The 20062-nt window shown below is 58.6% G+C and carries 25 protein-coding genes; 16 read left to right on the top strand and 9 right to left on the bottom strand.

What is annotated here, in order from left to right:
• Positions 1–83 precede the first annotated feature (83 nt).
• Positions 84–968, bottom strand: coding sequence for a LysR family transcriptional regulator (locus J3P75_RS11860; protein ID WP_434710629.1), 885 nt, complete (start codon positions 966–968; stop codon positions 84–86).
• 155 nt (positions 969–1123) lie between these two features.
• Between J3P75_RS11860 and J3P75_RS11865 the strand changes: the two genes are divergently transcribed.
• The 5 genes from J3P75_RS11865 to J3P75_RS11885 all read left to right on the top strand — a co-directional run bounded on the left by J3P75_RS11865 (position 1124) and on the right by J3P75_RS11885 (position 5433).
• Positions 1124–1549, top strand: a complete 426-nt coding sequence (locus J3P75_RS11865) for a VOC family protein (RefSeq protein WP_090283955.1) — start codon at positions 1124–1126, stop codon at positions 1547–1549.
• Between the two features lie 110 nt (positions 1550–1659).
• Positions 1660–2937, top strand: coding sequence for a cation:dicarboxylate symporter family transporter (locus J3P75_RS11870; RefSeq protein ID WP_434710631.1), 1278 nt, complete (start codon positions 1660–1662; stop codon positions 2935–2937).
• 103 nt (positions 2938–3040) lie between these two features.
• Positions 3041–4144: an alkene reductase gene (locus J3P75_RS11875; protein ID WP_434710633.1), complete on the top strand. Its 1104-nt coding sequence runs from the start codon at positions 3041–3043 to the stop codon at positions 4142–4144.
• A 64-nt stretch (positions 4145–4208) separates the two neighbouring features.
• A complete protein-coding gene (locus tag J3P75_RS11880) occupies positions 4209–4589 on the top strand; it encodes a nuclear transport factor 2 family protein (RefSeq protein ID WP_434710634.1) in 381 nt (126 codons plus the stop codon).
• A gap of 127 nt (positions 4590–4716) precedes the next feature.
• Positions 4717–5433 carry a class I SAM-dependent methyltransferase gene (locus J3P75_RS11885; protein WP_434710636.1) on the top strand — a complete coding sequence of 239 codons (717 nt, stop codon included), beginning with the start codon at positions 4717–4719 and terminating at the stop codon, positions 5431–5433.
• Between the two features lie 3 nt (positions 5434–5436).
• Here J3P75_RS11885 and J3P75_RS11890 read toward each other — a convergent pair whose 3' ends face one another.
• Positions 5437–5598 (bottom strand): DUF2986 domain-containing protein, encoded by a 162-nt coding sequence (locus tag J3P75_RS11890; protein WP_434710637.1) that lies wholly within the window; start codon positions 5596–5598, stop codon positions 5437–5439.
• 254 nt (positions 5599–5852) lie between these two features.
• Between J3P75_RS11890 and J3P75_RS11895 the strand changes: the two genes are divergently transcribed.
• Positions 5853–6320, top strand: coding sequence for an anti-virulence regulator CigR family protein (locus tag J3P75_RS11895; protein WP_434710639.1), 468 nt, complete (start codon positions 5853–5855; stop codon positions 6318–6320).
• A 73-nt stretch (positions 6321–6393) separates the two neighbouring features.
• On the opposite strand, the gene J3P75_RS11900 is transcribed toward J3P75_RS11895, so the two are convergent.
• Together J3P75_RS11900 and J3P75_RS11905 are read right to left on the bottom strand one after the other, a co-directional pair.
• Positions 6394–7935 (bottom strand): class I SAM-dependent methyltransferase, encoded by a 1542-nt coding sequence (locus tag J3P75_RS11900; RefSeq protein ID WP_434710641.1) that lies wholly within the window; start codon positions 7933–7935, stop codon positions 6394–6396.
• 432 nt (positions 7936–8367) lie between these two features.
• Positions 8368–8829 carry a hemerythrin domain-containing protein gene (locus J3P75_RS11905; protein ID WP_203418381.1) on the bottom strand — a complete coding sequence of 154 codons (462 nt, stop codon included), beginning with the start codon at positions 8827–8829 and terminating at the stop codon, positions 8368–8370.
• 42 nt (positions 8830–8871) lie between these two features.
• Between J3P75_RS11905 and J3P75_RS11910 the strand changes: the two genes are divergently transcribed.
• From J3P75_RS11910 to J3P75_RS11930, 5 genes are all read left to right on the top strand, one after another.
• On the top strand, positions 8872–9123 hold the full coding sequence (locus tag J3P75_RS11910; RefSeq protein ID WP_434710643.1) for a hypothetical protein: 252 nt from the start codon (positions 8872–8874) through the stop codon (positions 9121–9123).
• Positions 9124–9165: 42 nt separating this feature from the next.
• Complete coding sequence (locus tag J3P75_RS11915; protein WP_434710645.1) at positions 9166–10392, top strand: zinc-dependent alcohol dehydrogenase; 1227 nt, start codon at positions 9166–9168, stop codon at positions 10390–10392.
• A gap of 96 nt (positions 10393–10488) precedes the next feature.
• A complete protein-coding gene (locus J3P75_RS11920; RefSeq protein ID WP_434710647.1) occupies positions 10489–10989 on the top strand; it encodes a CinA family protein in 501 nt (166 codons plus the stop codon).
• 4 nt (positions 10990–10993) lie between these two features.
• Complete coding sequence (locus tag J3P75_RS11925; RefSeq protein WP_434710649.1) at positions 10994–11512, top strand: hypothetical protein; 519 nt, start codon at positions 10994–10996, stop codon at positions 11510–11512.
• 8 nt (positions 11513–11520) lie between these two features.
• On the top strand, positions 11521–11967 hold the full coding sequence (locus tag J3P75_RS11930; protein WP_336355618.1) for a DUF421 domain-containing protein: 447 nt from the start codon (positions 11521–11523) through the stop codon (positions 11965–11967).
• A gap of 46 nt (positions 11968–12013) precedes the next feature.
• Here J3P75_RS11930 and J3P75_RS11935 read toward each other — a convergent pair whose 3' ends face one another.
• Complete coding sequence (locus J3P75_RS11935; protein ID WP_090283927.1) at positions 12014–12229, bottom strand: PLD nuclease N-terminal domain-containing protein; 216 nt, start codon at positions 12227–12229, stop codon at positions 12014–12016.
• 395 nt (positions 12230–12624) lie between these two features.
• On the opposite strand from J3P75_RS11935, the gene J3P75_RS11940 reads away from it, so the two are divergent.
• Positions 12625–13752: a saccharopine dehydrogenase family protein gene (locus J3P75_RS11940; RefSeq protein ID WP_434710651.1), complete on the top strand. Its 1128-nt coding sequence runs from the start codon at positions 12625–12627 to the stop codon at positions 13750–13752.
• Entirely contained in the window at positions 13752–14243 is a 492-nt protein-coding gene (locus J3P75_RS11945; protein WP_434710652.1) for a DUF2269 family protein, read from the top strand. Before J3P75_RS11940 ends, J3P75_RS11945 begins: the two co-directional genes overlap by 1 nt.
• Positions 14244–14311: 68 nt before the next feature.
• Here the strand turns inward: J3P75_RS11945 and J3P75_RS11950 are convergent, their stop codons facing one another.
• Positions 14312–15079 (bottom strand): sulfite exporter TauE/SafE family protein, encoded by a 768-nt coding sequence (locus tag J3P75_RS11950; protein WP_434710654.1) that lies wholly within the window; start codon positions 15077–15079, stop codon positions 14312–14314.
• A 174-nt stretch (positions 15080–15253) separates the two neighbouring features.
• On the opposite strand from J3P75_RS11950, the gene J3P75_RS11955 reads away from it, so the two are divergent.
• On the top strand, positions 15254–16123 hold the full coding sequence (locus J3P75_RS11955) for a LysR family transcriptional regulator (protein WP_434710655.1): 870 nt from the start codon (positions 15254–15256) through the stop codon (positions 16121–16123).
• Between the two features lie 3 nt (positions 16124–16126).
• Here the strand turns inward: J3P75_RS11955 and J3P75_RS11960 are convergent, their stop codons facing one another.
• The gene (locus J3P75_RS11960; RefSeq protein ID WP_434710657.1) at positions 16127–16597 is read right to left on the bottom strand and encodes a thiol-disulfide oxidoreductase DCC family protein; all 471 of its coding nucleotides are present in this window, start codon (positions 16595–16597) and stop codon (positions 16127–16129) included.
• Between the two features lie 58 nt (positions 16598–16655).
• Entirely contained in the window at positions 16656–17117 is a 462-nt protein-coding gene (locus tag J3P75_RS11965) for a GNAT family N-acetyltransferase (protein ID WP_434710659.1), read from the bottom strand.
• 152 nt (positions 17118–17269) lie between these two features.
• Between J3P75_RS11965 and J3P75_RS11970 the strand changes: the two genes are divergently transcribed.
• Complete coding sequence (locus J3P75_RS11970; protein ID WP_434710661.1) at positions 17270–17683, top strand: PaaI family thioesterase; 414 nt, start codon at positions 17270–17272, stop codon at positions 17681–17683.
• A gap of 188 nt (positions 17684–17871) precedes the next feature.
• Positions 17872–19071: a multidrug effflux MFS transporter gene (locus J3P75_RS11975; RefSeq protein WP_434710663.1), complete on the top strand. Its 1200-nt coding sequence runs from the start codon at positions 17872–17874 to the stop codon at positions 19069–19071.
• On the opposite strand, the gene J3P75_RS11980 is transcribed toward J3P75_RS11975, so the two are convergent.
• A complete protein-coding gene (locus J3P75_RS11980) occupies positions 19034–19963 on the bottom strand; it encodes an AraC family transcriptional regulator N-terminal domain-containing protein (RefSeq protein WP_434710665.1) in 930 nt (309 codons plus the stop codon). The two genes, J3P75_RS11975 and J3P75_RS11980, sit on opposite strands and share 38 nt — an antisense overlap.
• Between the last annotated feature and the right edge of the window lie 99 nt (positions 19964–20062).

Raw genomic sequence — 20062 nt, forward strand, 5'->3', positions numbered from 1 at the left:
GGAGCCGATCTTACGCCGCAGCACTGATAAGAGAACTTCATTGAGTTAATGGTTGTTATTGACGCAGTTAATGGTTGGACCGATCAGGCTTGCTCGCTGCCCGGCTTGAGCTGAGTGCTGATCAATTCGGCAAGGACCCGCACCGGCTCGGTGAAGGTCTGCCGCGCCCGATGAACCAGGCCGATGTCACGATGGAAGGTGTGTTGCCCCAAATCGAAAGCGCGGACCCCGGCAGGCCATTCGAAATCCGGCGACGTCTGTGGCACCAGTGCCACACCGACGCCGTTTTCGACCAGTTTGATGATCGCCTCCAGTTCGTCCAGCTCACAGACTTCGCGCAGGTTGAAATGCATCTGGCGCAAAAAGCGGTCGACCTGTCTGCCGCCAAAGGAGGAGCGGTCATAGCGGATAAACGGCTGGCTGGAGAGCAATTGCGTCCAGTCATCGCCCGCCACTTCGCGCGGCACGATCAGCCGATATGGCTCAAGGGCCAGGGTGGTCCAGCGCAAGTCGCTCTGCAGCGAGAAGGGCGGGCGAATGACCACGGCCATGTCGATTTCGCCGGTATCCACCAGATTCACCAGTTCCATCGACAGGCCCGGAATCACCCGGGTCCGGCAGTACGGGCATTGTTGGTGAAAGCGCGCCAGCGCATCCGGCAGATACGAGCGTTGCACCGAGGCAATCGCGCCAAGGTTGACCAGCACACTGGGCGGCAAACCCACCGCGGTCGAACCGAGGTTGTCGTAGAGCCTGAGCAAGTCCTGGGCTTGCAGCAGGATCTGCTGGCCCATTTTGTTCAGGTGCGCCGAGCGGCCCTTGCGGTCGAAGAGCTCGAAACCGAGTTCGGCTTCGAGGCGCTGCATCTGCGCGCTGACCGCGGCCTGCGTCAGGCCGATCCGGTTACCGGCCGCCGCGAAGGTGCCTTCGCGCGCCACGGCAATGAGTGTTTTCAGTTCTTTGATCATTCACAAATATTAGTTGTGAATCTGAGAAATATATATTGATTTTTATGTTGGGTTTTTCGTCCTAGGATGTTTTTCATCCCGGCACCGGCTGAACCACAAGAGACGATGTCGCTGGGACTTGTTCGCCAACCAACAAAAACGATCCTGGAGCTCTGATGACTCTCTCGCCTTTTCACCTCGCTATCCCTGTTTATGACCTGGCCGCGGCGCGCACTTTTTACGGTGAAGTCTTTGGTCTTGAAGAAGGACGCTCGAGCACGCAATGGGTCGACTTCAACTTTTACGGCCATCAACTGGTGATTCACGAACATCCGAAAACCGCCTCCCAAGAGAGCGTGCACAGCAACCCGGTTGACGGCCATGACGTACCGGTGCCGCACTTCGGCATCATTCTCGGCTGGCAACAATGGGAGGCACTGGCAGAACGCCTGAAGTCGTTCGGCACGCAGTTCGTGATCGAACCGTACATCCGCTTTCAGGGCCAGGTCGGTGAACAAGCCACCATGTTCCTCTTCGATCCCTGCGGCAATGCCCTGGAATTCAAAGCGTTCAAGGATATGAGCCAGCTCTTCGCCAAGTAACAACCGCCATGGCACAACAGCGTTGTGCCATTTCTCAAAGTGAGCTGGATGCTCATGACTCTAGCAACTGCCGTTCGCGCAGACCGTTCATTCCAACAAGAAGGCTAGACATGAAACGTATTCCCTTGGTGTGGCAAATCGTTGCCGGGCTGTTGCTTGGCGTGCTCGTCGGTTGGTATTTCAATACCCATCCGCAGTATCAGACGTGGGTCAGCGCGGAGATCCTCAAACCGCTCGGCGACATCTTTATCAAAATGATGAAGATGGTGGTCGTGCCGATTGTGTTCTGTTGCATGATTCTGGGGATTGCCGGCGGTGGCGATAACAAATCGTTCGGTCGTATGGGCGCCAAGTCGCTGGGCTATTTCTTCGCGATCACCGCACTGGCGATCGTCATCGGACTGTGTTTTGCCAATGTGTTTGAACCGGGCGCAGGCACTGATATTTCCGGCATTTCGCACAACGCCGCCGCGATCAAACTGGAGCCGTCCAAAGGTGCTCTGGTGATCCTGCAGAACATCGTCCCGGACAATGTGCTGGTGGCCATGTCGGAAGCGAAATTGCTCTCGGTGTTGTTCTTCGCGGTGTTGTTCGGCCTGGCGTTGAACGCGCTGCCCAAAGACCAGAGTGCGCCCGCCATCGCTTTGGTACAGAGCATTTCCGATGCGATGTTCAAGGTGGTTTCGATTGTCATGGCCTACGCGCCGATTGGTGTGTTCGGCATGATCGGCGCGACCGTCGCGACGTTTGGTTTTGCCTCACTGTTGCCGTTGCTCAAGTTGATCGGCGTGGTCTATCTGGCGTTGGTTGTCTTTGCCTTGGTGATACTCGGCGGGATCTGCTGCCTCATCGGCGAAAACATCTTCAAGTTGATCGGCTACTTCCGCAATGAGCTGATCCTGGCGTTTTCCAGTGCCGCTTCGGCAGCGGTCATGCCGCAGTTGATGAGTCGACTTGAGCAGTACGGTGTACCGCGGCGGATTGTCAGTTTCGTGGTGCCGGTGGGCTATGCCTTCAACCTCGATGGGGCATCGATTTTTCTCGGTGTCGCGACGATTTTTGTCGCGCAGCTATACGCCATCGACCTGTCGCTGTCACAACAGATATTGCTGGTGGTGACCATGGTCCTGACGTCCAAGGGCGCGGCAGGCGTACCGGGTTTTGCCATCATTATTCTCTCCGCGACCCTGGCGTCGGCCGGCCTGCCGCTGGAAGGCGTGGCGCTGATCGCGGGCATTTTTCGGATCATCGACAGCGGTACCACGACGCTGAACGTACTGGGCAACGCCATCGCGCCGCTGGTGATCGCCAAGTGGGAAAAAACCGCATTGCAACCGGGGACCGCCGAGGCAAGTGTAAAACACGAATCGCCGCTGCCCTGCCATTGAAAGGTTACTCAACGGACGCTTGAAACAAGCAACCGCCCGCTGGCTCAGGGGCGTTTTTTTAACGCTGGTCAGTAGACGACCAGTCTAATGTTTTGGAGATTTAATGACTGATCACGCCGCTGACACCGACCTTTTTTCACCCGTGACCTTCGGCGCGCTGCACTTGGCCAATCGCATCGTCATGGCCCCACTGACGCGCAGCCGAATGGCCGACGACGGCGTGCCCAACGACCTGCACGCGACCTATTACGCCCAGCGCGCCACAGCCGGACTGATCATTGCCGAGGCGACGAATATCTCTGCGCAGGGCCGCGGTTATGCAATGACACCGGGTATCTGGACCCAGGATCAGGTGGCTGGCTGGAGAAAGGTGACCGATGCGGTGCACGCCGCCGGCGGCAAGATCGTCTGCCAGTTGTGGCACGTCGGGCGGTTTTCCAGTGTCGAGTTGCAGCCGGACGGCCAGGCACCTGTGGCTCCTTCGGCGATCAAGGCTGAGGGCAGCACCTACACCGAAAAAGGCTTCGTTGACGTGTCGATGCCGCGCGCACTTGAAACAGCGGAGATTGCCGGAATCATCGAGCAATACCAACGTGCCGCGGAGAACGCCAAACAGGCCGGTTTCGATGGCGTGGAAGTGCATTCGGCCAACAGCTATCTGCTCGACCAGTTTCTGCGAGATTCGACTAATCAGCGCAGCGATCAGTACGGCGGCAGCATCGAAAACCGTACGCGCCTGACCCTGGAAGTCACCCGCGCGGTGATTGACGTGTGGGGCAGCGACCGTGTCGGTATTCGTCTGTCGCCGGTTACCCCTGATGCCGGCAACACACCGCCCGACAGCAATGTCATGGCGACTTACGGCTATCTCATCCGGCAACTCAATCCATTGAATCTTGCCTACCTGCACTTCGTCGAAGGGGCGACAGCCACGTCGCGCAGCGTGCCGGAAGGGATTGATCTGGACGCACTGAGTGCGCAGTTCACCGGGCCGTTCATCGGCAACAACAACTACGACCTGCCAATGGCCCTCGAACGACGCGCGCAAGGCCGCATCGATGCGGTGGCGTTCGGCCGCTTGTTCATCGCCAACCCCGACCTGGTCGAGCGCTTGCGTCGCGGTACCCAACTGACCATCGCGCCGCGGGAGAGCTACTACGGCGGCGGCGCCAAAGGTTACATCGACTGGCCCACCGCCAGCGCCTGATCACCATCCGCTGCCGCGTCGGTTTTGGCTTGCGGCAGCCTTTACTCAAAACAGGAACTCCACCATGACTACCCCAACATACGTGCAGGAATACAACGCGATCGTCGCCGTCCTCAACCAGTACAACGAGGGTGGCGCGAAGGCTGACAGCGCGCTGATGAAACCGGCATTCAACGCGCAGGCGACGATGTTTGGTGTCGACGGCGAGCGCCTCGTCGGCGGCGCGATCCAGAATCTCTACGACGTGATCGACACGTCCTTTCGCCCATCGCCCGAAGCTCAGGCGGCGATCGTGCGGATCGATATCGTCGGTACTGCCGCCAGCGCGCGAGTCGACACCGACAACGTTTCTGGTTTCCGTTTCACCGACTTTTTCAATCTGCTGAAGGTGGAAGGGCAGTGGACGATTGTCAGCAAGATTTACCACACGCATTCGGGCGTTTGATCGAGCGGGTCAGCTAGCGAGAAAGCCATACCCCTGCATTCCCGAGTGGAATGCAGGGCATGAAAACAATGAATTTTTCTTATCCGAAACGCCGGCGTACCGTTGCTCCAAACCAAGGAGCAATGCCATGAGCCAAGCCTCGAAAAGCTTCGCCGGAAAATTCGACAACTCTCGTGCCAGTGAATATGCCAGACAATCGCGCATTGCCTTGGCCGGGTACGATGCCTGCCATGACCTCTCGGCCTGCATGCTGGCGGCCAGCCTTGGCACGGACCGTGCGGCGACTATTCTGGTGGTGGGCGCTGGCGGGACGGCACAAGAGATCATTGCGATGGCGGCGCTGGAGCCGCAGTGGCGTTTTATCGCGGTTGATCCGTCCGAGCCGATGCTCGATACCGCTGTGCAACAGTTGCGGGCCCATGATTTGCTGAACAGAACGCAAGTACACCTGGGCCATGTTGAAGATCTGCCTGCCGATATCTTGTTCGACGCGGCAACCCTGATCGGCGTGCTTCATCATCTCAACGGTGATCAACCCAAACGCGACATTCTGCGCGCGATCCAGATCCGGCTGAAGCCAGGCGCGCCGCTGATCGTCGCCGGCAATCACTACGCTTACGCCAGCCAGCCGTTATTGCTCCAGGCCTGGGCGCAACGCTGGCGGCAGCAGGGCGCCAGTGCTGATGAGGTGCAGGCCAAACTGGACAAGATCCTGCAAGGAGCTGATCCGCCGCATTCCGAAGCCGCCGTCCAGGCATTGCTGAGCGAGGCCGGGTTTGGCGCGGCGACGCGGTTTTTCAGCAGCCTGTTCTGGGGGGCCTGGCTGACGTGTAACGCGTCCTGAGCGTCAAGCAACGCTCTCGCCGCTTTCAACCGGCTCAGCGGCTTCGGCGGCCAGTTTCAAGCGATCAGCCTTGCTGATGTACTTGGGCTTTTTCGGCGCCAGTTTGGCACTGGCCTTTTTGGCCTTTTCCTTGAACAGTTGCTTGAGTTTCTTCTGGCGGTTCATCTGGGGTGCTCGGCAGGCAAGTGGGGGGCGACTGGCGCAGTACGCTGGACGGATACGCGGCTGACGGTTGAAAAGGCGCGAATCCTGACCCAAGCGCCGGGCCAAGGCAATGTCAATTTGTTAGAGAAACAGTGAAGCCTCGCACAGTCTGCAGCCCGGCCGCTTGGTTAACCGATGGTCAACGCGGCGAAATAAACTAAGCTGAGGTTCAGCGTCCAGATGACAGTGAAGCTTCCCGCCATGAAGGAGTACCCATGACCAGCTCTCGTAAATGGATTGCCACGGCGTCGTCCCTTGCGCTGGTTTTAGCGTCTGCGGTGGCTTCGGCCGACCCCGGAAACGGCAAAGGCCAGGGGAACGGCAAAGGCAATCCGCAGAACATGCAGGATCACGGTAAACAGAAAGGCCAGGGCAATCAGGGTGGCCAGGGCAATCAAGGCCACGGGGGTGGTCCGAGTATTGATCGCGGCAACGTCCTCGGAATTGTTGGTGGATATCGCGACTACTGGAGCCCGGGACCGGCGCTGCCGCCGGGTATTCAAAAGAATCTGGCGCGGGGCAAACCGCTGCCACCCGGTATCGCGAAGAAACTGGACGGTCGCCTGCTGGGCCACTTGCCGCGTTACGACGGCTACGAATGGCAGCAGGTGGGGACGGATCTGATTCTTGTCGCGCTAGCGACCGGTTTGATTTACGAAATCGTCAATGGCGCCTTCGATTAAGCAGCGCAGCCAATAAAACCGCGCGTTGGCAGCGGCAGGGTTAACCTGCTACTGCTTCCGCGCATTCTGCATCTCAAGCGATTTTCAACGCCCTGAGCACCACCAGCGACTGCTCGGCAAACGCCTGCGCCTGCTCGGTCAGCTCAGCGAGATTTTCTTCGGCAGTGAGCAACGGCTGGTCGCCCTTGATCAGCACTTCGCCTTGTTCGCTGATCACACTCCACGCCAGCTGCGCCCATTCAGCCGGGTGCTTTCTGCCTTGCTTGACGGAAATCAGGAACAGTTGCTGGAAGCGGCTGACCGTCACGCCACCACCGGTGACCGGGCTGGCCAGCACTTGAACCCTGGCGGTGAACAGCGAGCGTTTGCACAATTGCAGGTTGAGCGCTGCGCAGCGGTCTTGCACCAGCGATTCGGCCGCTTCGCTCTGGCACGGCGCAACGACCCCCATGCCGACCAGTACGGCAAGTGCTTGTTCGAGATCGTCGAAGGTCACCGGCGCTGCCGCTGCGAGCAACTGGCGCATTGATTTTGCGGCATAGGCCTGGTCTGCCAACGCGTCCAGCACCGGGCCGTAAATCTCCACTTGCAACGAGGCTTCGCCGGCCGGACCGGTGACGGCGGCAGGTACGCTCGATGCCGGTTGCAACAGTGCGAAACGCGTATGCAACATATGCGCGCGGCGTTCGGCCGCGGACAGACGGTTGGCCCCGCGCACGTACAGATCGCGGCGGAAATGCTGATTGACGAAATAGTCGCGCGCCTGCTCGCGCATGACCGGGTGCTCAATGGTTTCGAGGAAATCCATCGCCTCCGCGCTCAGGTTCAGCGGGTCGACCGAATCCAGCGGTACCGCGGTCGTCGCGTAATCGAGCTTGGCAGGTGCGAGGGCATCGACCATGTCGGCGAAGTACATGCAGTTCCAGTCGCGGTTGAAATACTCATGCGCGACGTACTGACGATCCTGGCCCTTGATGCTCTGCAGTCGCGCACCCAGACTCGGCGCCGCCGCGGCGTATTTCGGGTTGGCCGCGAGCAGCGCCTCGGAAAACTGCAACGCAGCGTCGATGCGCTGATCCGGACGTGCAGAAGTGTTAGCGAAGCGGTCATGCAGACTGAACAACTGACGCAACGGCGCCGACGGCGACCAGCCCGGGAAACTGTTGTAGCTGACGTACAGATGACCACCGGGTTTGAGGTGGCGACGGGTGAATTCGACGATCAGCTTCTGGTTGTCGCGGCTGACCCAGGTCCAGATGCCGTGCAGGCTGATGCTGTCGAACTGCGGCAGGTCAGAGCGCGCCAGCAACTGTTCGAAGCTGTCGTCATACAGGCGCGCACCGTTATTGGCTGCGGCGGCCAGCTCCACGGCATAAGCCGCCTGGCCCGGATGAAAGTCCGTACCGACAAACGTGCCCGGATTGGCGGTCGCGTGGATATTGATCGACACGCCCTGACCGAAACCAAGTTCGCAGTGATAGCCGTCGTTACTGTCCAGACTGGCAAAACCGCGCAACAACAGGCAGTAGCGCTGGAACACCGGGTTGATCTCCCGGCTGTAGCTGTAGGTGTAGCCTTCGTCGGTGAAATAGCCTTCGTTCCAGGCGTTGCTCATGGTTGACGTCTCTTGTTCTTGAAATGAAAGCAGTCGTTATAAGGGGTAGTGAGTGCGGGCGACAAGCGAAAAGACAAAAGCCCCTCACCCTAACCCTCTCCCGGAGGGAGAGGGGACTGACCGCACTGTTTAGCCCGGAGATGCCGACGCGGAATACCGTGTTGAATGCAAATTCTGCAACCAACAGAAATCGGCTCCCTCTTTTCGGCAAAGAGGGACTGACCGAGTTGTTTGGGCGTGAGATGTCGACACGGAATACCGTGTTGAATGCTAATTCTGCAACCAACAGAAATCGGCTCCCTCTCCCTCCGGGAGAGGGCTGGGGTGAGGGGAGAATGCACCGCAGTACCCAAGCCGAACACATTTCGCCATCACCCTGAGCGCCAGGCAAAAAAAAGCCCGGCCAAAGCCGGGCCAAACCACGCGTAATCCTTAAGCAGCCATTTCCTTCTTGTAACTGGCCTTCATGGCCTCCATCTGCGCGCCCAGTTCATCGAGCTTGGCTTTGCCCAAAAGCTGTTTGGCCTTGGGAAACATCTCCGATTCCTCTTCTTCGATATGGTGTTCAAGCAACTCCTTGACCACCTTCACCCGGCCAGCGAACTCAGGCGTGCCCGGGTCGGTCTCTTTCAGATCCGGCAGCACCAGCGAATCCACGGTGCGGTGTTCTTCCTTGGCCTCGTAATACATCACGTCCTCTTCCTTGCTGCCCGCTTCCTTGAATGCGGGATAGAGGATTTCTTCTTCGAGACGGGTATGAATCGAGACTTCCATCTCCAGTTTGGCCAACAGCTCGGCGCGTTTCTTCAGTGCCCGTTCAGTCGATTCGCTGAGTTGGCTGAGGATGTCTTTGACTTTTTCATGGTCGGCTTTGAGAAGGTCGATGGCGTTCATTAGTTATTGGCCTCTGCTATCACGGTATGAACACAGGCCTCTATGGGCCGTGCGGTGTATTCCCTGTCTACAACGCATGAGCTGTGCCAACTTGCACCGATCGGCCAAACCGCGCTGGATCAAGGCTTTGCCGGAGCCGCGACAAAACCGCTTCGTGCACTCTGCATGAAGCGCATCGTGCACGCCTTGCAGATTACCAATCTGAACAAAACCGAGCCTGCTGCCACCGCAGCCATTGATCCGCTGCGGCAAAATTTCACTGAACTCCTGCAGAACGCAGCGCTTCCGAAATGAAGAGACTCACGCCATTTCATTGATCAGGAAGAGGACCTTGCCATGCGCGCAATGACCTACCACGGCGCTCACGATGTGAGAGTCGAGACGGTGCCGGACCCGCAGCTCGAAGCCCCCGACGACATCATTCTGCGAGTCACCGCGACCGCCATTTGCGGCTCCGACTTGCACTTGTACCGAGGCAAGATTCCCACTGTCGAACACGGCGATATCTTCGGCCATGAGTTCATGGGCATCGTCGAAGAAACCGGGCCGGAGGTGACCGCGGTACAGCGCGGTGACCGCGTGGTAATCCCTTTCGTGATCGCCTGCGGTGGCTGCTTCTTCTGCCAGATGGAACTCTATGCCGCGTGCGAAACCACCAACCCCGGTCGCGGCGCAATCCTCAACAAAAAGTCCATTACGCCGCCGGCGGCGTTGTTCGGCTTCAGCCGCTTGTACGGCGGCATTCCCGGCGGCCAGGCGGAGCTGGTGCGCGTGCCCAAGGCCAACACCGGGCCGTTCAAGGTGCCGGGCACGCTGGCGGACGAAAAGGTTTTATTCCTTTCCGACATTCTGCCGACCGCTTGGCAAGCGGTGACCAATGCGCAAATCGGCAAGGGCTCGACCGTGGCCATTTACGGTGCCGGCCCGGTCGGGCTGCTCAGCGCAGCGTGCGCGAAAATGCTCGGTGCCGAGCAAATCTTCATGGTCGATCATCACCCGTATCGACTGGAATACGCGCAGCGCACCTATGGCGTGATCCCGATCAACTTCGATGAGGACGATGATCCGGCCGACACGATCATTCGGCAGACGGTCGGTAATCGTGGTGTCGACGGGGTGATCGATGCAGTGGGGTTCGAAGCCAAGGGCAGCACCACCGAAACGGTGTTGGCCACGCTCAAGCTCGAAGGCAGCAGCGGTAAGGCCTTGCGCCAGTGCATCGCCGCCGTACGGCGTGGCGGGGTGGTCAGCGTGCCCGGTGTGTATGCCGGGTTCATTCACGGCTTCCTGTTTGGCGATGCGTTCGACAAGGGCCTGACGTTCAAGATGGGCCAGACCCATGTCCAGCGCTACCTGCCGGAGCTGCTCGGGCATATCGAAACCGGAGCGCTGCAACCCGACGCGATCATCACCCACCGGCTCTCGCTGGAGCAGGCGGCCGAGGGCTACAAGCTCTTCGACAAGAAGCAGGAAAATTGCCGCAAGGTGATCCTCACGCCCGGCAGCAGCGACGTGCCGCTGGCGGAAACCACGGAGACGCCACCGTGGGTGCCCGCCACTTGAGGGAACCGGCGAGCCCGGCGTCTACCGGGCTCGCTGAACGTGGGAATGATCACCGCGGTATGCGGTCAACCGGCAATAATTCCAAGAGTGAACGTCATGTCCATTGCCAATGAAACGGTCGACTATTTGCGCGACCATTCGCTGACCATCACCACGGCGGAATCGTGCACCGCCGGCAACATTGTCATGCTGCTGTCGGAGGTGCCGGGCAGCGGCCAACTGATCGAGAGCGGCTATGTAGTGTATTCACCGCAGGCCAAGCAGCGGCTGCTGCATGTCAGTGCGCACACCCTCGAAACCTTCAACCTGACCAGCGTCGAAGTCGCGCGGGAAATGGCCATCGGCGCGTTGCGTGACAGCACCGCCAACGTCGCCGTTGCGACCACCGGGATTCTCGGTCCTGACGACGTCGACGGCATCGCTGCCGGCACCGTCTGTTTCGCCTGGGCCTTCCAACTGGACGGTCAACACGCCGTATTCACGCGTCAGCAATGGTTTCCCGGTTCGCGTGTAGAGGTGCTGCAGATTGCTTCGCAATTCGCCTTGCAGCAACTGCCGCACTTCCATCAACGAGCCCTGCGCGGCGAGCGAGGCTGAACCGATGAAAACCGACCGCGATCACCCGGACTTGCAAAGCAGGGATTACCCGGTGCGCGAAGACATGGCTTATCAAGCGAAGGTCTGGCGCTTCGAGCGGTGCGGCTGGTACGTGCTGGTGCTGTTGGTGGTGCTCGGGCTACTGGGGTTGTTTTCGCGCGGGCTCATCAGTTCGCGGGAAGTCAGCAGCGACAACGGCCACCTGCGCGCCGAGTACGAAATGTTCCATCGCAATGGCTCGACCAACGCGATGAAAATCAGCCTGAACGGCAAACCCGATGCCACGCTGGAACTCGACATCGGTGGCGAGCTGCTGGAAGGCTTCAGTGTCGAAAGCCTGCAGCCGCAACCGCTGCGCTCGCGCAATTCGGCGCAGGGCATGCGCCTGTGGTTGCAGGCGGACGGGCAGGGCCAGGCGACGTTGTACCTGACCCTGCGCGGCGACGGCCTCGGGCTGTTCCGCAGCCGCATCGAATCGCCGGGCTCGGCAGGCGTCGAGCTGGTTCAATTCATCTTCCCGTAGGTGACGCCATGGATTCCGTGTTGCGCGCAGTAGCGATGTACCTGGCCCTGATGGTGTTGTTCAAAATCGCCGGACGGCGTTCGCTGGCCGAGCTGACCACGTTCGATTTCGTACTGCTGATGATCATCGGCGAAGCCACGCAGCAGGCCTTGCTGGGCGACGATTTCTCGATCACCAATTCGCTGCTGGTGATCGTTTCGCTGATCGCGATCGACGTCGGTTTTTCCTTGCTCAAGCAGCGTTCGGGCTGGGTGTCACGGCTGATCGACGGCGAGCCGACGATCATCGTCGAGAACGGCAAGCTATTGCATCGCCGATTGCGCCATGCGCGGCTGGTGGAAGCGGATGTGATGGAGGCTGCGCGCTCGAGCCAGGGCATTGAAACGATCGATCAGATCAAGTTCGCGATCATCGAACGCAACGGCAAGATATCGGTGATCCCGCAGGATTCCTGAACGCGCTGGCCGCAAACCCAAAGGCTTGCGGCCAGCGTTGGCAAGATCAGCGACCCGGATTTGACGCGGTGTCGTGACGAATATGCTTGGGCCCGGCCAATGCCCAGGCGATCAGACCGAACAGCGGCACGAACACGATCAGCACGATCCACACACCTTTGTTGCTCGATTTGCCCTCGCTCTTGCGCACCCGATTGATGGCCCACAGCTCGATCAGCACCAGCACTGCTGCCAGTACGATCCACACGGTTTCGATTTGCATAGGCTACCTCCTGATGGTCTATGCGTTAGGCGGTGCCGGGTTCGTCGGGTTCATTTATTTTAGTATTTGCGGTGAATCCATTTTCCTCATGACACGCTAAACCCCTGTGGGAGCCAGCCCGCTGGCGATAGCGGTTTGTCGGAGACCAAGGCTTACCTGACCCGACGCCATCGCCAGCAGGCTGGCTCCCACAGGTTTTGTGGTGAGTCGAGATTTTCGGGGTCACCCAACCCCCTGTGGAGCCAGCCTGCTGGCGATGGCGCACTGTCATTCTCACAAGATCTGCCTGACCTGACACAATCCTCCACAGGTTTTATGGTGCCGCGCGATGGCCCGTCGATCATCGGCGCTATATCCTGCCCGCTGTGTAATGGACTGACTTAGGGAAGAATTGCATGCCGTTCAGGGTGATGGTGGTCGGTGGTTACGGAAATTTTGGCAGCATCGTGTGCCGGCATCTGATCTCGATGCCGTCCATTGGCCTGGTGCTGTCGGGACGTGATCCGCGCAAGTTGCACAGCAAGATCGATGAGTTGCAGGCGCAGTCCGGCGCGGTCTGCGAGGGCTGGTGCGGCGATGCGATGGGCGCGGCGTTCAGCGACGCATTGCGTGCGCTGAATATTCAGTTGGTGGTACACACCGGCGGGCCGTTTCAGGGGCAGTCCTACGCGGTTGCCGAAAGCTGCATTGCGGCCGGCGTCAACTACTGCGACCTCGCCGACTGCCGCACCTTCGTCAATGGCATCGGCGTACTCGATGCCAAGGCGAAGCAGGCGGGCGTGGCGATCCTCAGCGGCTGCAGTTCGGTGCCGACGTTGTCGTCAGCGATCATCGACGAACAGCGCCAGCGCTTTTCGCGCATCGACTCGATCGAGCACGGGATTTCCTCGTCGGCGAAAATGCCGGGGCTGTCGACCATCGAAGGCGTGTTGGCCTACGCCGGCAAACCGATCAAACAATTGAAAAACGGCAAGGTTCATGAAGTCTCCGGCTGGCTCGATTTGACCTTGCGCAAGATGCCGCAACTGGGCACGCGCCTGCTGGCCAACGTCGACGTCCCGGACATGGACATCTTCGCCGCTCGCTATGGCGCGCAGACCTTGTGCTTCAAGGCCGGCGCCGGGCTCAAGCTCGGCGGCCTCGCCAATGGTCTGTTGGCGCAGGCATTGAAGCTCGGCCTGGTCCGCGACCATGCACTCTGGGCGGCCCGGCTGCATCGGCTGGGCATGCGTTTCGAGCGATTCGGCGATGGCAAAAGCGCGATGTACATCGATGTGCAGGGGCTGGGGCTCGACGGACAACCCTTGTCGATGACTGCGCAGCTCACCGCCCTCAACGATAAAGGCCCGGAAATCCCCAGCTGCGCCGCCGTCGCTATGGCGAGCAAAATGGCCCAAGGCTATGTACCGGCCGCTGGCGCGCGCCCTTGCGTGGGTGAAATCAGCGTCGACGAATACCTGACTGCCATCAACGACCCGCATAACCTGAGCCTGGCGGTGCAGTTCTCGGACGGGCAACGCTGATGCTCTATCTTTGCCTGAAATACCTGCATGTGATCGCGGCGATTTTCCTCTTCGGTTTCGGCATGGGTTCCTACCTCTACCTGATCGCCGCCAGCCGCACGGCCAGCCCGCAGGTTATCGCCCACGTCGCGCGCATGGTGGTGCGCTTCGACACCTGGATCACCACACCGGCTGGCTTTGTGCAGATCATTACCGGCTATGCGCTGATGCGTCTTTCCGGGCTGAGCATGAGCACCGAATGGGTGCTGACGTCGCTGATCATCTTCGTCTGCGTGGGGGCGTTGTGGCTGCCGGTTCTGCTGCTGCAGAAACGACTGTGCCAGATGGCCGTGCAGGCGAGCGAGACGGGCGCCGTCCTCGACGCGCGTTATCCGAGCGTTTACCGCGCGTGGTTCTGGATGGGCGTAATGGGATTCGCCGGGATGTTTGTCATCGAGCTGATGATGGTGACGAAGATGACGCCGGTTCAATTGCTGGGGTATTGGCTGTAGCGCTTGAACGTATGTTTTGAACCCCCGCCGTTGGTCATTCGGGTCCGGCAAACAGCTACGGTCGATCCCTAGGAAAATAACGACAAGCCCATCCTGCCGATTAAAAAAACCAGCAGAATCAAGAAAAATATCCGGATGAATCCGCTTCCGTAGCGTAGGGCCAGGAACACGCCGGTCACAGAACCCAGCATGTTGCACAGAGCGACGACAGCGCCGACGGTCCACAACACATTGCCGGACGGTATAAAAAATAACAGCGCCGCGCCGAACGTCCCCAGGTTAACCAGCTTGGCCGAGGCCGAGGCGTTGAGGAAATCGAATCCAAACACTTTAACGAAGACGAAAAGAAGCAGGCTGCCGCTACCAGGGCCAAAGACGCCGTCGTAAAAACCAATAAGGCCGCCAAAGAAAACGCCTAATGTGATTTCCCTTGGACCACATTTAACATTTGAACTCGTCAGCCCTAATTTTTTTTCGCTGAACGTATAAATGGCCATGGCTCTGAGAATGAAAAACACAACAAATTCCATGAGTCTTTTCGGCACGATTGAAACGGAGAAGGCGCCAAGAAAGGCAAATACAAAAGCCGAACACATGATCGGCAGCATCAATCGCCACAGGATTTTTATTCTTTTCACATAACTGAATATGGAAGATAAATTTCCTGCCAGGACAGCCAGTTTATTGGTGCCGAAAACCGTGGCCAGGCTTTGCTGGGGGAGTGCATGCAACAGTGCTGGCAACTGAACGAGCCCACCGCCACCCACCGCAGCATCAATCAACCCCCCGCAGAAAGCGAAAAAACCCAGCGCTATCAAAGCTTGCTCAATGGACATGGTAATAAACTTTGTTTAATTCCAATTGCAGGCACTCCTTAAAGTACGATGCTTTTATTTTGCGAGATGGGCCAACTTGCGTTTGGTTTTGTAGAAGCATTGAAATAACTGATTTGAGGGCTTGCTACAAGTGACTTATAGTGTGCGTATCATTCACTTTTGATGAGTAATGACATGGAGTTGTCCCAGCTGACGATGTTCAAGACGGTTGCCGATCAAGGTAGAATCGTGCGCGCTGCTGAGTTGTTGCACTGTGTCCCTTCCAACATCACTAACCGGATCAAGGGACTGGAGCGGGAGCTAGGGGTTTCGTTGTTCATCAGGAAAGGCAGGGGGCTGGTTATCAGCCCATCCGGGAGTGTGTTTCTCGGTTACGTTAACAAGATCCTGTCGTTGTGCGCGGAATCACAACGAGTCCTGGACCCATCAGCTGCGCCTTCAGGGATATTGAAAATTGGCGCTATAGAGTCTTCCGCCACGGGTAGATTGCCGAGGCTGTTATCGAAATTTCATCAACTTTATCCAGCCGTGCAAATGCAATTTCGCACAGCAGACTGGTCGCAGTTATCAAACGATGTAGTCAAGCATGAACTGGATGGCGCAATTGTTGCGGTAAGGCCCGATCACCCGGATCTGCATGTTATTGAAATATACGAGGAAGAGTTGGTGCTGATTGCCTCTCCAGCTGCCGGGCGGATAAACAAACCGCAGGATCTGGCTGCGGTCGATATATTCATGTGGCCTGAAGGTTGCCCTTATCGAGGTGCACTGCTTGGTTGGCTGAAAAAGCATGGCGTAGAAAGTGCCGTAACCAGTATCGCCAGTTATGGCACTATCCTCGGTTGTGTCAGTGCTGGTGCCGGTGTGTCTTTAGTTCCGAAAGGTATCTTTGAGCAATTCAAAAGGATCGGCAGCATTAGTGCTTTCACGTTTGATGATTTGCTGCCGGTTACCAATTATTTTATATCGAACAAAAACGTTGAGTTGCATCGTGCGAAAGACAAGTTTGCCGAACTTCTAAAAGAAGAGTTTCGATGCCTGTGATTGCTATTTTTCGGTGCATGGCAGTGCGGACATTTTAAGGAAACGCAGCTCATGGTCCGGACTGGGTAACAGGCAGGTGTCGTACTTGCCGAACAGCCGATAACGATTCAGCGCGATGCGGTCATACGCCCAGTCTCGCAGGCGGCGAGGCAAGATGCGCAGCACGCGCAACGGCTGCCAACGGCCGGGCAATTGGCGGATCACTTCGAGGAATGCATCCGAACGTTCCCAGTAATGCCGATCGCGAATCACCGCCATGGTGTCAAACTGGTCCAGCGGCAACCCGGCCCACGCCAGCAACGCCTGGCCCTCGGGAGACTGCACCGCGGCCAGACGCACGCGTCGCTGCTCATCGTGACGAATCAGGAAACGCGCCCAGCCGTTGCAGAGTTTGCAGACACCATCGAACAGAACCACGGACTCTCCGGGTTTGAGGAATGGCGCCGGGGTAGGGCGGGTATTTGGGTTTGGCATCTGTTTGATCTTCCAGGACACACTGGCATTGCATGCTGATCGTGCTGCCTTGTAAAAGCTAGCGTTGCCGCTTCAATGTTTTTACCATGATGATCGTACGCTCCGATTGGTGAAATTCGTCTCGGATTTTCCTGAAGCCCAGCGAAGCGTAGAAGCCTTCGGCTGTGATTGAGGAGGGCACGTTAAGAGTGCTCAAACCTGTATTCGCGGCTAGCGATTCAATTCTCTCCATCAACTGCCTTCCAATCCCCTTTCCTTGATAACCGTGGTCGACGAATACGCTTCGAATGGTGTTCCCCTGGAGGCTCGCTGTGGCGATGATATGACCCTCGACTGTTGCGACGATCACTTGGCGCTCAGTCAGCATTTTCATGACCGCCGGAGCTGAAAAGCTTCGAACCACTTGTTCGATGATTTCAGGTGAGTAGTCCCGAGCGTTGGATTCTCGCAAAGCGTTGATGATTGTATTACTGATGGCTGGCGCATCTATCGCCGACGCGTTTCGAATCTGAATATCCATCCGCATACTCCTTGTAGTGATATCGACCATTAGCGTCGGACAAGTTATCGCAGCACATTCCGTGTACCTATGGTTCTGGTTCGATGACCTGACTCCGCCTAAAACCGAGTCAGGTCAATATAGCCGGCCAATGCCCGGCACCGGGAGCAAGCATGAACGCTACAGCAATCCCCGAAGGTTTCACTCCATTCACCCGCAGCAGTCCACTGCTCGATTTGCTCGGCCCGATCTACGCGCGCGGCAGTGGTCTGCAACTGGAACTCGGATTATTGACCGATGCCAGGCACGCCAATGGCCGCGGCACTTTGCATGGCGGTGTGTTGGCGACGTTGGCCGATGTCGGTATGGGTTACGCCATGGCGTTTTCCAGCGATCCTCCGCAGCCGTTGATCACGGCGAGCATGACCCTGGATTATCTCGGAGCTGTCCAGATCAATGAATGGCTGGAAGTGCGTCTTGAGCATTCTAAAAAAGGTCGGCAGTTGGCCTTCGCCGGCGTCAGCCTGCACGTCGGTGAGCGGACGGTGGCACGCGCCAGTGCGGTGTTTGCTGTGCCTGTGAGTTGAATGTCTGGGTGTTCTTCGAATTGCTGAAATTACGGCCGTCATATTTACAGGCGAAAATTATTATGGTCATAATGCTGCGCCTTCGGTGCAGTCCGTGTTTGTTGTCCGGAGGTTCAGGCCAAGGCGCCTGAAACAACCAGGACCCCAAATGGATCGGGGCATTCGTCCCCTCCATTTTGGACACAGCCATGAACACATCCAGTCGCTCCAGCGTATTGCTTGCACTCCTGATCGGGCTTTGCGGCCTCGGGGAAATTTCCACGCAGTTGCTGATTCCCAGCCTGCGCGATCTCGAGTCCGGCCTGGGCGCTGCGCCGGGTGCCTCGCTGGCGGCGCTGTCGATGTTTGTCGCCGCTTTTGGTATTGGTCAGTTGTTTTTCGGGCCACTTTCGGACCGCCTCGGCCGTCGACCATTGCTGCTTGCCGGGGTTGCGACGTACGTGCTGGCTTCGCTGTGGATGGCGTATGCGCAGAGCATGGACGAGTTCATCGTCGGTCGTGCATTGCAGGGGCTGGGTGCCTGTGCTGCGCTGGTGGTGGCGCGCAGCATTGTGCGCGATGTGTGGAAAGAGCGCGCCGGACCGGTCATGGCTATCACGGTGATCGGCATGCTCAGCGCGATCATGCTTTCACCCGTCATTGGCGGGTTGATCGCCACCCACGCTGGCGGCTGGCGCGCGGTGGTCATGGCGACGGTATTGTTCGGCGCACTGGCGTTGATCGCCTCGCTGTTTTTCAAGGAAACCCACCTGCAACGTGACCCGCAGGCCGGGCGTTTGAAAACGCTGTTGGGCAACTATGCAACGCTGCTCAAAGGCTCGTCCGTGCGCAGTTTCTCTGTTGCCATCGCCTGCACTTACGGCGCGATGTTCAGCTTCATCGCCGGCTCATCGCGGGTATTCGTGGGCCAGCTCGGCTTGAGCCCGACGCAATACGGGCTGGTGTTTGGCAGCATCGTTTCCGGGTTGATTGCCGGCGCTGTCTACACCAACCGCACCATCATCAAGTCCGGCCCGGAAAAGATCGTTGCCCTCGGCACCGGCCTGGTTGCGGTTGGCGCCAGTCTATCGTTGATCGTTCACCAATTCGCTGGCCCATCGGTAACCGGTTTGATGCTGCCACAGGTCTTGCTCACGCTGGGAGCGGGGATGGTGCTGCCCGGTTCCGTCGCCGGCGCGGTGATTCCCAATCCCACCCGCGCCGGGCTGGCCGCAGGTTTCATCGGTTTCGCGCAAATGGCCGGTGCGACCGTTGCCGGTTTGCTGCTCAGCCGGCTGCAGGACGACACAGCGTTTGCAATGGTCGCGCTGAATGCCGCGTTTGCCGTCGCCGGTTTCGTAATGTTCCGAATCATGCTCGCGCATCAACCACGCGCCGCGCACTGCTGATGTCTTTCGAGGGTGGTGAGCCGAACTGGCGGCTGTACTCACGGCTAAATTGCGAGGGGCTTTCATAGCCCACGCGATAACAGGCACTCGCCACATCCAGCCCTTCGCCGAGCATCAGCCGGCGGGCTTCCTGCAGGCGCAGTTGCTTCTGGTATTGCAGCGGGCTCATCGCGGTCATCGCTTTGAAGCGGTGGTGCAGGGTGGAGCTGCCGAGGTTGGCGATGCGCGCCAGTTCTTCGATGCGCAGCGGCTGGGTGTAATGGCTGTTCAGCCAGTCGATCGCCCGCGTAACACGGCGCGCTTGCGAATCGCCCATGGCCAGTTCGTACAGCCGACGCCCGTGGACGCCGCGCAGCAGACGGTAGTAAAGCTCGCGCAGGGCCAGCGGTGCGAGCATGCCGATGTCGCGCGGGGTCTCCAGCAGGCGCACCAGACGCAGCATGGTTTCCAGCAGCGGCACGTCAATGGTTTCCAGAAACATCCCACGCTCCGGTTCGTCCGGAACGCCTTTCGGCGGCGCATCGGCGATCACCTGCGCAAGGTCAGTGGCTTCGAAATCCAGACGAATACACAGATAAGGCGACTCCGGACTGGCCTGCAACACCCGACCGGACACCGGCAGCGTGACCGAGACCACCAAATAGTTCAGCGGGTCGTACCGGTAGCAGTCCTCGCCGAGGCCGACTTCCTTCCGCCCCTGCAAAATCAGGCACAGCGCCGGTTTGTGCACGGTGTGGATCAGCTCGGTAGGCTGGTCCATGCGAATCACATGCAGCGGCGCGATGGCGGTTTCGTAGATCCCCGGCTCGGCAAAGCGCTGGGTCAGTGCGCGGATCAGCTCAGTGCGATAGAGGGCGGTGTTTTGCAAGAGGGAAGCATCGCTCGGTTGCATAGCAAACTCTCATAAAGATTCGTGGGCCATAGCGGCACCCGTCGCTGATCTTCAGATTACACAGCGGGGAGGGCGCAGTGTTAGGCCGATACTGCCGCA

Origin of the sequence: Pseudomonas sp. R1-1 (assembly GCF_051132135.1) — a bacterium.
Taxonomy (GTDB): Bacteria; Pseudomonadota; Gammaproteobacteria; order Pseudomonadales; family Pseudomonadaceae; genus Aquipseudomonas.